General features: G+C 53.5%; 17 protein-coding genes and 1 tRNA gene. 10 read left to right on the plus strand and 8 right to left on the minus strand.

What is annotated here, in order from left to right; translation table 11 throughout:
- Positions 1 to 45 precede the first annotated feature (45 nt).
- Positions 46 to 723, plus strand: a complete 678-nt coding sequence (ybiX, locus tag DEU53_RS22060; protein WP_110868364.1) for a PKHD-type hydroxylase YbiX — start codon at positions 46 to 48, stop codon at positions 721 to 723.
- 44 nt (positions 724 to 767) lie between these two features.
- Here ybiX and DEU53_RS22065 read toward each other — a convergent pair.
- From DEU53_RS22065 to DEU53_RS22075, 3 genes are all read right to left on the minus strand, one after another.
- Positions 768 to 843 (minus strand) — tRNA-Asn (locus DEU53_RS22065).
- A 103-nt stretch (positions 844 to 946) separates the two neighbouring features.
- Positions 947 to 1,723, minus strand: coding sequence for a DgsA anti-repressor MtfA (gene mtfA / locus DEU53_RS22070; protein WP_101762794.1), 777 nt, complete (start codon positions 1,721 to 1,723; stop codon positions 947 to 949).
- Between the two features lie 276 nt (positions 1,724 to 1,999).
- On the minus strand, positions 2,000 to 2,674 hold the full coding sequence (locus DEU53_RS22075) for a hypothetical protein (RefSeq protein WP_101763938.1): 675 nt from the start codon (positions 2,672 to 2,674) through the stop codon (positions 2,000 to 2,002).
- A 570-nt stretch (positions 2,675 to 3,244) separates the two neighbouring features.
- Between DEU53_RS22075 and DEU53_RS22080 the strand changes: the two genes are divergently transcribed.
- Positions 3,245 to 3,943 carry a phosphohydrolase gene (locus DEU53_RS22080; RefSeq protein ID WP_110868365.1) on the plus strand — a complete coding sequence of 233 codons (699 nt, stop codon included), beginning with the start codon at positions 3,245 to 3,247 and terminating at the stop codon, positions 3,941 to 3,943.
- A 76-nt stretch (positions 3,944 to 4,019) separates the two neighbouring features.
- Positions 4,020 to 4,268 carry a hypothetical protein gene (locus DEU53_RS22085; protein WP_008105442.1) on the plus strand — a complete coding sequence of 83 codons (249 nt, stop codon included), beginning with the start codon at positions 4,020 to 4,022 and terminating at the stop codon, positions 4,266 to 4,268.
- A 41-nt stretch (positions 4,269 to 4,309) separates the two neighbouring features.
- Here DEU53_RS22085 and DEU53_RS22090 read toward each other — a convergent pair whose 3' ends face one another.
- Both DEU53_RS22090 and dcm read right to left on the minus strand, forming a co-directional pair.
- Positions 4,310 to 5,902 carry a methyl-accepting chemotaxis protein gene (locus DEU53_RS22090; RefSeq protein ID WP_110868366.1) on the minus strand — a complete coding sequence of 531 codons (1,593 nt, stop codon included), beginning with the start codon at positions 5,900 to 5,902 and terminating at the stop codon, positions 4,310 to 4,312.
- 124 nt (positions 5,903 to 6,026) lie between these two features.
- Complete coding sequence (gene dcm, locus DEU53_RS22095) at positions 6,027 to 7,418, minus strand: DNA (cytosine-5-)-methyltransferase (RefSeq protein WP_110868367.1); 1,392 nt, start codon at positions 7,416 to 7,418, stop codon at positions 6,027 to 6,029.
- Positions 7,419 to 7,546: 128 nt separating this feature from the next.
- On the opposite strand from dcm, the gene DEU53_RS22100 reads away from it, so the two are divergent.
- The 5 genes from DEU53_RS22100 (at position 7,547) to DEU53_RS22115 (ending at position 9,824) form a co-directional block, all read left to right on the plus strand.
- A complete protein-coding gene (locus DEU53_RS22100; RefSeq protein ID WP_101763942.1) occupies positions 7,547 to 8,023 on the plus strand; it encodes a very short patch repair endonuclease in 477 nt (158 codons plus the stop codon).
- 70 nt (positions 8,024 to 8,093) lie between these two features.
- Positions 8,094 to 8,366 carry a hypothetical protein gene (locus DEU53_RS22105; RefSeq protein ID WP_008105433.1) on the plus strand — a complete coding sequence of 91 codons (273 nt, stop codon included), beginning with the start codon at positions 8,094 to 8,096 and terminating at the stop codon, positions 8,364 to 8,366.
- A 14-nt stretch (positions 8,367 to 8,380) separates the two neighbouring features.
- Positions 8,381 to 9,283, plus strand: a complete 903-nt coding sequence (locus DEU53_RS22110) for a DUF808 domain-containing protein (RefSeq protein ID WP_101763943.1) — start codon at positions 8,381 to 8,383, stop codon at positions 9,281 to 9,283.
- Positions 9,284 to 9,327: 44 nt separating this feature from the next.
- Positions 9,328 to 9,462 carry a hypothetical protein gene (locus DEU53_RS23280; RefSeq protein ID WP_255253243.1) on the plus strand — a complete coding sequence of 45 codons (135 nt, stop codon included), beginning with the start codon at positions 9,328 to 9,330 and terminating at the stop codon, positions 9,460 to 9,462.
- A gap of 182 nt (positions 9,463 to 9,644) precedes the next feature.
- Positions 9,645 to 9,824, plus strand: a complete 180-nt coding sequence (locus DEU53_RS22115) for a YodC family protein (protein WP_101763944.1) — start codon at positions 9,645 to 9,647, stop codon at positions 9,822 to 9,824.
- Positions 9,825 to 9,872: 48 nt separating this feature from the next.
- On the opposite strand, the gene DEU53_RS22120 is transcribed toward DEU53_RS22115, so the two are convergent.
- The 3 genes from DEU53_RS22120 to yodD all read right to left on the minus strand — a co-directional run bounded on the left by DEU53_RS22120 (position 9,873) and on the right by yodD (position 12,509).
- Entirely contained in the window at positions 9,873 to 11,093 is a 1,221-nt protein-coding gene (locus DEU53_RS22120; protein WP_101763945.1) for a glycosyl transferase, read from the minus strand.
- A 26-nt stretch (positions 11,094 to 11,119) separates the two neighbouring features.
- Entirely contained in the window at positions 11,120 to 11,917 is a 798-nt protein-coding gene (locus DEU53_RS22125; protein WP_110868371.1) for a mannosyl-3-phosphoglycerate phosphatase-related protein, read from the minus strand.
- Positions 11,918 to 12,275: 358 nt separating this feature from the next.
- Entirely contained in the window at positions 12,276 to 12,509 is a 234-nt protein-coding gene (yodD, locus tag DEU53_RS22130) for a YodD family peroxide/acid resistance protein (protein WP_110868368.1), read from the minus strand.
- Between the two features lie 313 nt (positions 12,510 to 12,822).
- Between yodD and DEU53_RS22135 the strand changes: the two genes are divergently transcribed.
- On the plus strand, positions 12,823 to 12,981 hold the full coding sequence (locus tag DEU53_RS22135) for a YqaE/Pmp3 family membrane protein (protein WP_007891469.1): 159 nt from the start codon (positions 12,823 to 12,825) through the stop codon (positions 12,979 to 12,981).
- Between the two features lie 68 nt (positions 12,982 to 13,049).
- On the plus strand, positions 13,050 to 13,244 hold the full coding sequence (gene dsrB, locus DEU53_RS22140) for a protein DsrB (RefSeq protein WP_101763947.1): 195 nt from the start codon (positions 13,050 to 13,052) through the stop codon (positions 13,242 to 13,244).
- The last annotated feature ends 175 nt before the right edge of the window (positions 13,245 to 13,419 follow it).

Raw genomic sequence — 13,419 nt, forward strand, 5'->3', positions numbered from 1 at the left:
CGTCGTGGGGCGTGCGCGCCCCACAATTTTTGAGAGAACAACGCGATGATGTATCACATTCCTGCTGTACTGACGCCGGAAGAGGTAGCGAGTTTTAGCACGCTGCTGCAACAGGCCGAATGGATCGACGGAAGGGCGACGGTCGGCAGCCAGGGCGCGACGGTGAAAAACAATCAGCAGATCGATACCCGCACGCCACTGTACGATCAGCTGCAAACCGCGGTGATGCAGGCCCTGAACAACAACCCGCTGTTCTTTTCCGCTGCATTACCACGATCGATTTCCACACCGCTGTTTAACCGTTATGAGCAGGGCGAAACCTACGGTTTTCATGTCGATGGCGCGGTACGCCATAACGGCGCGGCGGGCTGGATGCGAACCGATCTCTCCGCCACGCTGTTCCTCAGCGAACCTGAAAGCTACCAAGGTGGTGAGTTGGTGATTGAAGACACGTATGGTCAGCACAAGGTGAAACTGCCAGCGGGCCATCTGGTGCTGTATCCGTCGAGCAGCCTGCATTGCGTCACGCCGGTTACCCAGGGTGCGCGCGTCGCTTCATTCCTGTGGATTCAGTCGATGGTGCGCGACGATAAACAGCGTGCCATGCTGTTCGAGCTGGATCGCAATATTCAAAGCTTGAAAGCGCGTCACGGTGATAGCGAAGAGCTGTTGTCGCTGCTGAACATGTATCACAACCTGCTGCGCGGCTGGACGGAAGTGTAAAAGCAAAAAGCCCGCTTAGTTTCCTAAGCGGGCTTCTCTAAATATGGCTCCTCTGACTGGACTCGAACCAGTGACATACGGATTAACAGTCCGCCGTTCTACCGACTGAACTACAGAGGAATCGTGTGAACGAGGCGAATATTAATGGCGCCCCTTGCAGGTGTCAACAGCTTAAAACACATTTGTATTCAACTGGCTAGCATTAGTACAAAGCGATCGCGATTTAAGCAGGTTCTGCTGTTAGCATCGCCAGTCGCGCCAGGGGATCCTGACGATAGAACTGCTGCAGATGGCGGTACATCGCCGGGAAACGGTTAGCCAGTAAATCCGGTGCGCTGAAGAAATACTCCGACAGCACCGCAAAACATTCAGCCGCATCGCTGGCGGCGTAAGGATCGATGGTCGCCGCCTGTTCACCGACTAACTCAACTTCCGCTTCAATCTCCGCCATTGCCTGCAGCAGATCTTTCTCCCAACTGGCGACATCGCGCAGCGCCATCACCGGAATGCCGCTGGTATAGCCGCTGCCGCGCGCATCAAGTTTATGCGCCACTTCGTGGATCACCAGGTTAAAGCCGGAGAGATCGAGCGAATCCTGAATATCCAGCGCATTCAGCACCACCGGACCTTGCGTCCAGCTTTGTCCAGCGTGCACCGCCGGCGCGTGATGCACCAGGCCGTTATCATCTTCCCAGCGATCGTCGACATTGAAAGGTTCAGGATAGATCAGCACTTCATGAAAGCCATCAAGCCATTCGAGACCGAGCTTCAACACTGGCAAACAGAACAGCAGCGCCAGACGCGTCAGTAACAGTTCATCGAGTTGCAGGCCTTGCAGAGGCGAGATTTTTTTCTGCTGCAGGAAGCGTTGCGCCAGCGTAACCAGCGCGGTTTTTTCATCAGGATCGAGCAGTGAAAAGATCGGCTGCGCCAGCGCCTGTTGCCAGGGCAGCGCCAGTACTGAAGTCTCTATTTGCGCATGCCACGGCCATTTGAACATTGCGTCACTCACTCTTCAGACGAAAACAGTATCCTGGCGCGGCAAAGGGGAAATTACCAGCGCGGAATCAAAGCCGAAGATTCAACCAGTTAATGGGGGATTTGTCTGTGATTGGCGTGGCAAAGCGGGAAAGTAAGTTTGCCCTCACCCCAACCCTCTCCCGCAGGCGGGAGAGGGAGCTTACTGTGCAAATCTTCACGTGCTCCCCAAACTTCTACATCGCTAAAAACGGTTCCCTCGCCCGCCCGCGGGAGAGGGTTAGGGGGAGGGGACGTCTTATCGTTCAACCCGCTGGAACGCGATCACCCAAACCCACGGGTTCACTTCCCAGCTGGTGGCGCCGTACTGTTTCTGCCACGCTTTGCGGTACGCTTCTTTTGGCGATTCGGAATTCATATTCATGGTGAAAAAGTTATTCAGGAAGTGCGAATCGGTCTGCACGCCTTCCGCCATGATGTCATCTTCACTAATGTCCTGAATCTTCTCGGCTCGCACCGAGGTGATTTGCAGGTCGATGCGGCTGGCCCAGCGCGGCATATGAATCGCGGTTTGCCAGCCAAACTGCTCGGCATTCTGCATATTCTCATCCAGCTGTCCCAATTCATTGCTGTCAGCGCGATATTGGCAGTAAGCCGCATTGCGGAACGGCAGAGGATCGCGTTCGTAATCCGCCAGCATCGCCTCCGGCACGATCGGGCCGCGCCAGGTTTCACGTACCCACAAACCATCGCCCGCCTGACCAAATGGGCAGTGCGAACTGACATCGGTCATCGACATCAATTTATAGCCGTGCAGATGATTGGCACTGACATCAAATGCGTGTACGCCTTCATGATGATCCTGACCCGGACCAAAGGCTTGAGTTTTCATAATGCGCCGGGTCTGCGTTTGCTGGCCAACCAGCAGGGCGCGTACCCGCTGTTCGGAAAAAAGAATCGGCCGTTCTTTCATTGCATACCTCTTAATGTGTCACAAACCCGGAAACTGCGAAGAATCCCCTAACATCCGTAGATGTGAGAGCTAGCATAATGGGTTTGAATCAGTTTGCTTAATAATTTGTCGACTTAGTATCAGGCTATTCTGGCAATTTTAGATGTAAAAAATGGTTCATAAGCAAAATGTGTGCTGATAAGGACTTTGCAAGGGATCAGAAGCCATAAATTTTCCAGATACAGTACGTTATAAAGGCCATTATGGGAACCTTTTCAGATTATGCCGTGTTGATCTGCCTCTAAGAAGCCCCATTTATCAGCATAGATAACTGGAATTTATCCCTAAAGCGAAATTTGTTGATGACGCGAATATATTAAACCTATTGAACAGAGTTATTTAACTAAAACGCACTAAGGAAATACCGAAATCGCAATGGCTGCTGTGCAAGCGGCGTTAACAGCGTTATAACAAGATCGGGATCTCATTTTTACGCCTGGCACCGCCTGGACGGATGTAAAAAAAGTGTCATGACCAGGCCGCTATGATGTCCGCAGGAACGTAGATAACAGCAATAACAGGAGAAGCACGATGTCACTTACTCACTGGCAACAACGCTACGAGAATTGGCTGCAGCTCAACTGGCTGCACGACGACAAAGCCCACGATATCGCGCACCTGCGCCGCGTCTGGATGAGTGCTAAGCGCATCATGCAGCACAGTGACGCCGATCCTATGGTCGTGATGACCGCCTGCTATTTTCACGATGTGGTCAACCTGCCGAAAAACCATCCCGAACGTCATTTAGCGTCAACTTATGCCGCGGAAGAGACGCGCCGCATACTGCAGCAAGATTTCCCCGACTTCCCGTTCGAACGGCTGGATGCCGTTGCGCACGCGGTGCAGGCTCACAGCTTTAGTGCGCGTATCGCGCCGCAAACGCTGGAAGCGAAAATCGTGCAGGATGCCGATCGTCTCGAATCATTAGGTGCTATCGGCCTGGCGCGCGTTTTCTATACGGCGGGCGCGTTAGGTCGTCCGCTGTTTGATAGCGAAGATCCGTTAGGAAAAGATCGGGAACTGGATGATGTGAAGTGGACCTTGGATCACTTCCAGAAAAAGCTATTGGGTTTACCGCAAACCATGCAAACCGAAGCTGGACGCCTGCTGGCGGAACATAACGCCGATTTTCTCGTCCACTACATGGGCAAACTTTGCGCCGAGCTGCAGGGCAATCTGACCTCCATCGATGAATCGGTGTTAAGAGATTTCAGCCCCATACACTCGTAATATTAAATTTTTATGACAGTCTGTTAACTTTCACCTGCTTCCGCTACGTTGTTGTAAATCAAAAGGGAGTATGAAAATGACCGAGACCGTTAACTTAACCATCAAAATTGACCCGGCACTGAAAGAGCACATCAAACAGTTAGCCGCCGATAACCAAATCTCCATGAGTCAGGAGATCGTTAATCGCCTGCAGGCCAGTTTAGATGCGGGTGCGCAACCGGCCATTGATAGTCTGGATACTCAGGAAGCGGTGGAAGATCAGCTCTCCGCTGCGGAACTGAAGCAGATTCGTGCGCTGCTGAAGAAAAGTAAGAAGAAGAAATAAGCAGAAAACCCGTCACTGACGGGTTTTTTTATGCCTGCAGATTAAATACGGAACTGCTGCGCGCGCTGCGCCAGGCGGTCCGATAAGGCGCGCAATTGCACTGCCGATTGCACCTGATGGGCGTTAAGCGCTTCGTTCTGCTGCAGCTGTCCGCTCATCTCCACCACTTCCAGCGCAATCTTTTTCACCCGATGACTCTGCGCAGCACTGTTGTGCTGTAGCTCGTTCAACTGCGTCACCACGCCAGACACCGCGCTGCTGATCTGCGCGAACAGCACCTCCAGCGCTTTTACCTTATCGAAGCCAGCATGCACATGTTGCTGCGTATGCTGAATCAATCCGTCAATCTGGCGCGTCGAGGCACCGCTTTGCTGCGAGAGCAAACCCATCTCTTTGGCGACCACCGAGAAGCTGCGGCCGTAAGCGCCGGCATGTGCCGACTCAATTGCGGCATTCAGCGATAACAAACGCGTCTGCATCGACAAGTCATCCAGCATGCCAACAATCCCGGCGATATCATCCGACGCGGTGACAATTTGCTGCATCTGGATTTCCATCTTATCGACTTCCAGTGCGCAGTTACGCATCAACGCATCGGCAGATTGCGCTTCCTGCGTCGCCTGCTGCGAGAACTGGGCACCAATCTCCACCTCTTCAGAAACGCGATCTAAGCGCTGCGACAGATGATGGAAGCTGGCATTTTGCTGCTGGTGTTGCTGCATCACTTTCTCATTGTACTGCTGCATATCTTCTGCGCCGGCGGCCACGCTGACCGCCACCGTGTTGATGTCGCGCACAATCTGCTGCAAGCCGCGCCGCATGGTCTCGATTGACTGGAACAGCTGGCGCGTTTCCAGCGACTGACGACGCGGAAGGTTTTGCGCATCGACCAGATCACCGGTGGCGATCTGTTCCAGCTGCGCATTCGCGCGACGCAGCGGCAACAATACGCCGCGCATCAGCAGGCTGGACGCCAGCACTAACAGCGCCATCAGTATCGCGCTGACCATCAGCGACAGATTGCGGCTCTGCTTCAAGGTGCTGAGGGTGTTTTGATTCACGCTGCTGAGCTGCTGATTGGCCTGCTCGATTTCACTGAACCAGGCATCATTAAACTGCTGCTGAAATGCCTGCATCGGCACCATAAAAAAGGCGTTGATGTCGTTGGCCGCTAATCCTTTCAGCTGCTCCTGCAATCCTGCCGCCAGCATGGCGAAGCCTTGCGCCAGCGGGCTATCCGCATGGGCGTGGTAGGCGACGAACTGTTGTTGCGCATGCTTCAACGAGTCATCGGCTGCCGCCGCCAGACTTTTCCAGCTATCCACCGAGCCACTTTGTTGATCCTGCATCAGATAAATACCAGCGCGATGGCTGTTATCACTGGCGGTAAGCAGTTCGATGCGCGCTTTATCCAGCAGGGCCAGACGTTCGCGCAGTTGATTCGACTGCTGCAACGAGGTTTGCGTCTGGTTAACGCGGGTATCCAGTAGCAGCACGCCGGCAAACTGCAGCAAGCAGAACAGCGCAATGAACAGCAAAAACTGGCTACGTAAACTGGTGAGCCACAGAGGAATACGCGGGGAGAACCGCGCGCGTAACCGCAACGGCAGAGTGATAACAGACAGAAGTGACATCACACGCCTCCAAAAAATAAAACAGGAGTATTGGCAGCACGCGTGACAGTTTGGTGACAGCGGGCGCGATTAGGCGGAAAACAGCATAAAGCGCGGCCCTAAATAAAATTGTGGTCCTGAATCGCTACGCCTTTTGCGCGGCGTACTGTTCAATCAGCGGCAATAACAGTTGCGCCACCGCAGCAAATACCGGCACCACCACCGAGTTACCGAACTGCTTGTAGGCCTGCGTATCGGAAACCGGAATGCGCAGTTTGGCCTCGCCCGGCGCTTCAAAACCCATCAGGCGGGCACATTCGCGCGGGGTTAAACGACGCGGACGGCGCGCCATATTCTCCGCCTGCTGGAAATCTGCTTCGCCTTGCGCGTAATCCCAGCCGCGATCGATGAGGATTTCCGAACCATCTTTGTAGTAGCGCGCCGATAAAGTACGCACGCAAATGTTCAGATTACGCGGATCGTTAAGGCCAAAGCCGAAGCCGTTACCTTTGGCTTTATGCTTTTTTGCGTATTGATACAGATAGTTCCACAGCGTGGGCGATAGCGTGTATTTTGCTTCCGGCTCGGGTTCCAGCAGGCTGTGTAACGACGGCACCTTTTGCGGATAGAGCGCGGGCAGGGCGCGCAACGAAAAGCCGTTGCTGAGCCCGCTATCACGGCGAATGCCCACCAGCACGATGCGCTCACGATGCTGCGGCAGGAAATGGCGCGCATCGATAATTTTCGCATCCGGCAAACCGTCGTCATTGGCATCGGCCACGTCATAACCGAGTTCATCCAGCGTGGCCATGATGATGGCGAAGGTGCGGCCTTTATCGTGGCTCTTGAGGTTTTTCACGTTCTCCAGCACGAAGAACGGCGGCTTCTTGGCGGCGAGAATGCGCGCCACATCGAAGAACAGCGTGCCTTGCGCTTCGCACTCAAAACCATGCGCGCGACCCAACGCATTCTTTTTGCTCACGCCCGCCAGCGAGAAGGGCTGGCAAGGAAAACCGGCCAGCAATACCTGATGATCGGGAATGGTGCGATCGATATGCTGATAAATTGCCTGCTCATCGCTGATGCCCGCGGGCTGCGTTACCAGACGAATATCACTGTTGAAGTGATGCAACTGTGGATCGCTATACAGATTGGCTTTATAGGTGCGCACCGCTTCTTTATTCCATTCGCTGGTGAACACGCACTGACCGCCAATCTGCTCGAAGCCACGACGAATGCCGCCGATACCGGCAAACAGATCGACAAACTGGAATTTGGCGTCGTCATAGTGCGCCGGACGCTGCGGCAGCAAGGCCTGCAGGCTGGCCACTTCGCGGCTGGAGAGCGCCGGCGCGGCACTTTTACCGGCGCGGATGCGATTCAAACGCGGCACGCTCCAGTCGCGGCCACCGGCTTCAGTTAAGGTGATAACCACATCGCGTGCGGCATAGATATCGAGCACCTGCAGTAACAGCGACGTCGCGTCATCCTGATCGGCGGTTAACGGGGAGGGCGAGACGGGGTCGATAGCGAGCATGCGTTTTTCCTTAACAGTGAAGCGGCTATGCTAACACTCATCACGCAACGAGGAAATTGGCGTGCGGTGTGCTTTCGCTTTTGGCTTAAACCGCTAAAGTTGTAGAAGCGCTAATACAAGGAGACGCCATGGCAGACGTTCACTCGCAAGCCATTCGCAGCAAAAACATGCGCGCGATTCGCAATCAGGATACCGCGATTGAACAGCGTATTGCGTTGATTCTCAAAGATCGCGGCTTCACCTATCGCGTACAGGATAAAGCGCTACCGGGCCGCCCGGATTTTGTCCTGCCCGCCGAGAAAGCGATTATCTTTGTTCATGGCTGCTTCTGGCATCGACATCACTGCTACTTATTCAAAATGCCGGCCACGCGCACCGAATTTTGGAGTGGCAAAATTAACAGTAACGTTGAGCGCGACCGGCGTTACGTCGAACAACTGCGCGAAGGAGGTTGGAAAGTACTGATTGTTTGGGAGTGCGCGCTGCGCGGCAAACTGCAGCTGCAGGACAGCGCGCTGATTGAACGTTTAGAAGAGTGGCTGCTGGCCGCAACCGACAGCAGCGAAATCGACCATCAGGGCTTGCATCACTATCGCGTTGAATAGTGCGAGATTGTTGCTTTTAGCCGCTATAACAGTTTAGATCTCCCTTTTCTCTGGGACGCGGAATTGAGCCATGAGCAGCATCAAACTTACCGTTAAGCGCCTGTATCAACTCCGCGATGAGCGGATGGTGACAACCCAAGCCACGGCGCGCATTTATCTTGGCGACCGGCTGGTAGCCACCGAAGAGATCAGCGGCATGACGGAAAGTCCGGTGAGCAAGTATTTGCACGCCGGGGATCTGACGGGGCCGTTACGCGTCGAATGGGACTGTGCGGGCATCGCCGATATGTCAGTGACGGCGATTGAGCGTTGCCCCTGTTGTCAGGATCACGAACCGGAATAATAAGGAATACCACTTTGGCAGGAACCAGTTTACTCACCCTTCTGGATGATATTGCAACACTGCTCGACGATATCTCGGTCATGGGCAAAGTTGCGGCAAAGAAGACCGCAGGCGTATTGGGTGACGATCTGTCGCTGAATGCGCAGCAGGTTAGCGGTGTCAAAGCCAACCGTGAATTGCCCGTTGTATGGAGCGTTGCAAAAGGCTCCTTTCTTAATAAATTCATTCTGGTGCCGCTGGCGTTATTGATCTCGGCGTTTGCGCCCTGGCTGATTACGCCGCTGCTGATGATTGGCGGTGCCTATCTCTGCTACGAAGGCGTGGAGAAAGTGCTGCATAGCCTCAATCACGATAAGGCCGAGCAGAGTCCGGAGGCGCGTCAGCAGCGTCTCGACAAACTGGCGCAGCAGGATCCGCGGGCGTTTGAAAAGGACAAAGTAAAAGGCGCAGTGCGTACTGACTTTATCCTCTCGGCGGAGATTGTCGCCATCACGCTGGGCATCGTCTCAGAGGCGCCGCTGCTGAATCAGGTGCTGATTCTCGCCGGTGTCGCCATTCTGGTGACCATTGGCGTGTACGGCATCGTGGCGATGATTGTTAAAATTGACGATTTGGGCTTTTGGTTAAAAGAGAAATCTTCCACGGTCGCGCAGGCCATTGGCGGCGTATTGCTGGCCTTTGCCCCCTGGTTGATGAAAGCCTTAACGTTAGTCGGCACGTTGGCGATGTTTTTGGTTGGTGGCGGCATTGTGGTGCACGGCATCACGCCGCTACATCACGCTATTACGGAATACAGCGCCGGATTCAACGGTTTGGTCTCGGCACTGCTGAGCAACGGCGCCAATTTGGTGATCGGCTTTATCATTGGGTCGATCGTGCTGTTGGGCGTAAATCTGATTGCTAAGCTGCGCGGCTAGCAGTTATAAAGCGCTGTAAATTTTTAATCACGGTCAGGAGAACGATGATGAACGACGATATGTTTGAATTTGATATCGATGCACAGCTGGAACAGGCTGAAGCCAAAGCGGCAGAAAAAGCCAACGAAGTGCCTGCGGATATCAGCGACGAAGCGGATTGCGAAGGCTGCAAAATCTAATTTTCCTGTCCAGGACGTGCTATCAAAGCCGACAATAAATTTTGTCGGCTTTTTTTATTTACAGAGTTTTTAACTGCTTATTCTGATTTAGTAGCAGTAATAGATTAATCGTATAGGAAAAAATCGGTCACAGCTGCTATACCTAAATTCGGTCATTTAACGATGAAAGAGGGAGGTGCGGTATGATCTTTGCAATCAGTGACGAAGTTCAGCACAAACAGGGCGGACCCACCATGGTGGTCACCGGCTATGCCAGCGGAATGGTAGAGTGTCGTTGGTATGATGGTTACAGCGTGCGACGTGAGGCGTTTCGCAGTGATGAACTCAGTCACGTATCGAGCGCGCAACAGCTGGCCAGTTAAACACATTCGGGACGATGCCCGTCGTCCCGAATGTGGTTCAACCCTGCATTACACCTTGCCGTCGTTATCCTCTTCCACCGCCTGATAAATCCGCTGCAGAATATCCGGAAAAGCAGATTGCACGCGACTCCAGCTGGGAATAAAGGGTTTCTCATTCGGACGCTCAATAAAGGCTTGTCCGGCATCGAGAATCGCCTGAGTGAACATCTCTACCGCCGCTTCCTCAATGTGCTGATCAAACTTGAGGCCGTTCATGGTGGCTTCGTGGTTGTAGATCTCCATCATGTCCAGCGCATTACGGTAGTAAGTGGCTTTCAACACCCGGAACGAATCGCTGGTGAGCGGCACGCCCATGGTGGCCAGCTTACGCAGCAGCGACTGCACGATGTCATTGCTCATGCGTTTCAATCCGCCGGTACCATCATCTTCGGCCAGCGGCTGATGCTTGTGGTCGTAGTTATCGGCGATCTCAACCTGGCAGGTCTGACGCGTGGTGTAGTTACGATAAATCTCCGACAGCACGCCAATCTCTAATCCCCAATCGCCGGGAATCTTGATGCCGTTGAGCACATGCGTGCGCATGGCAAACTCGCCAGAGAGCGGATAGCGGAAGCTGGTGAGGTAATCGAGATATTCCGAGTGACCGTAGACTTTCTGCAAGGAGCGCAGCAGCGGACCGACCAGCAAACGCCCGACGCGGCCATTCAGCTTGCCGTCGGCGACGCGCGCGTAGAAACCTTTGCAGAACTCATACTGAAACGACGGATTGGCCAGCGGATAGAGCAAACGCGCCAGCATGCCGCGTTCATAGGTGACGATATCGCAGTCGTGCAGCGCCACGCACTGAGTGCGGTCGGAAGCCAGCGTGTAGCCAGTACAGAACCACACATTGCGCCCTTTGCCGGGTTGGCTCGGCGATAAACCCTCTTTATCCAGTTCGGCATCCAGCGCTTTCAGGCGTGGCCCGTCATTCCATAAAATGCGATGGCGCTGCGGCAGGCGGGAGAAGAACTCACGCGCAAACAGAAACTGGTCGCGATCGGCGCGGTCGAGGCCAATCACAATTTCCTCCAGGTAAGGTACCTTCGCCAGTTCGTTAACGATATTATCCAGCGCCGGGCCTTCCAGTTCCGAGAACAGCGACGGCAATATCAGCCCCATTTTGCGTTTGCGTGAGAAGCGCACCATCTCTTTTTCCAGCGATTCGACGCTGCGGTGGGTGAGATTATGGAAATTAGTAATGACACCATTCTGGTAAAAATCACTCATCGTCTCATCCTTTTGGTTAAAGGCCGTTACTCATTCGGCGCAAGAAAATAGTCCAGACCTTCACGCCAGCCCTGCGGACCGACGTGCGCGGTGTGGTAAACGTTCTCAGTATCGGTGCGTTGCAACTCCACCGGCGTTTTACTGAAGCCTTTTATCACCACGGCATAATCAACGCGCTCCAGCATCGGCACATCGTTGGGACCATCGCCCAAGCCGATTGTGGTGCGCGCTTCTCCTTCCTGCGCGGCGAGATGCTGCTGAATGTCCGCCAGCGCGATACCTTTGCCGGTGCCAGCGGGCATCACATGCCAGAAACGCCCGCCCTGAGTTAATGCCAGATTGTGTTCGGCCAGCGCCGCGCGGAATTCCGGTAAACGCTGTTCGTCATCACGCCACAACACCACTTCCGACGCTTCGCGCAGGCGGCTTTGGCTGGCTTCGGCAAGGGTTAAACCGGTAAAGCGTGCGACTTCGGCATCACTAAATTCATGAAAGCCGTTGAAGCGAAATCGTGCCTGCAACGCCTGTAGCGTCTGGCACAGCGCATGATAGCTGGCGCTGGTTTCGATCGGCGGTGTATGTTCACCGCCCAATACCACGCGCGCACCGTTTTCAGCAATAAAAGGGGCACCGACAATGCCTAACTTCTTTTGTAGTGGAATAATCTCGGCCGCCGTTTTGCTGGAACAAATCACCAGCGGGATCTGATGTTGTTTCAGACGCGCCAGCCATTCACTGGCCGCATCCCAGTTATAGTCATGATGATCCAGCAATGAGCCATCGAGATCGGTAATGATCATCAGGGAAGAGTTAAGACTCAGCATCATCACACTCCTTACGCCAGTGGCATCCGTAAAGCGAAGAGTAATCAGTATAATAGCGGAATCGCGATCACACTTTTTCCCGCGACCCGGCCAGCGACATCCAGGATAATTCTTAAATGGCAAACGTGACGGAAGGCGCGATGCACATTTCGTGCACAGCTGAAACCAGCAGTGACGCGGCGCGTAGGACGATTCACATGAATGCTTATACAAAATTGTTCGATTTACATGCAGGGATGAGTCTTGTCTTAATCAGACTAAGGCGTAATCTGACAGGGTGTTAAGAATTCCCTGGTGTAACGAACTTACTGATTTACTTTACCCGGCCATCCCGCCGGGTATTTTTTTGAAATCGATTTCAGCGGTTCACTTCGCTGCTGGCAAAGTCGCGAATGTCGAGTTCGAAAGCTTCCGCTAGCTCTGAGTAAGAGTCATAGGCTGCGCCATTTACCGTAACGCGATGCGTGTCTTCGGCTTCCATAAACTCTTTTACCTCGCCCGACGTTCTCTTCTGAATGGCTTCCAGCAACGCATCAACATCGACATTCACTTCGCGATGAACTCTCTCGCTGTACTCTTTTGCAGTGGTCATGGCGGCCTCCCGGAGGCAATCGGATCTATACCAGTATAGTCGTTGGTGAAAAGAGGGCGCGGAGGGCAAATGGCAGGCAAAAAAAAGCCCGCGCTGCGCGGGCAAAAATCCTTGTTACTTTTAGGTTGACTGCGCCTTTGGGGTTGGTGCAGTACCGAGAAGTGTACGAGCAGGCTGCGTCAAAAGTCTCTCTGCGAAACGTTAAGAAAGCGAAAAAGCGCATCTTGACAGAGTTTTACCTGCCTTTAAGTGCACAGTGCGTAACAGCGACTATGCTTAGCGATTGATTGTTAAGTGATATCAGGGAGTGAATATGGACTTTTTACGTATTGTCATCGCCATTTTGGTTCCGCCACTGGGCGTATTCTTGCAAGTCGGTTTTGGTGGGGCTTTCTGGCTCAATATTCTGCTGACGTTGTGCGGCTACATTCCAGGCATCGTGCATGCGGTGTGGGTTATCGCCCGACGCTGATCGCGATCAGGCAGTGTTGATTATCTTCCGTTAAACTGTGTCGCAGGACAATTTGTGGAGAGTAATCAATGAAGGTGAACGATCGCGTTACGGTTAAAACCGACGGCGGCCCGCGCCGTGTGGGTACGGTGCTGGCAGTGGAAGCATTCAATGAAGGCATCATGTATCTGGTGGCGTTAGAAGATTACCCGCTGGGGATTTGGTTCTTTAATGAAAGCGATCATGCTGAAGGGGTTTTTGTGGAGCCGTATGAAGAGGCTTGATTAATTTTCCCCTCACCTTAACCCTCTCCCGCAAGCGGGAGAGGGGAAAGATCGCCGCAACATCCACTCCTTCACCCACGTGTACAGTCCGGGGACATGGTGAACACTTGTTCGGGGACATGGTAGACACTTACAACTAAGGCATAAGAACCCGTTTATGGAGTCGCTTATGTCC

It is taken from the genome of Pantoea sp. AG1095, assembly GCF_003208415.1.
Taxonomy (GTDB): Bacteria; Pseudomonadota; Gammaproteobacteria; order Enterobacterales; family Enterobacteriaceae; genus Pantoea; species Pantoea leporis.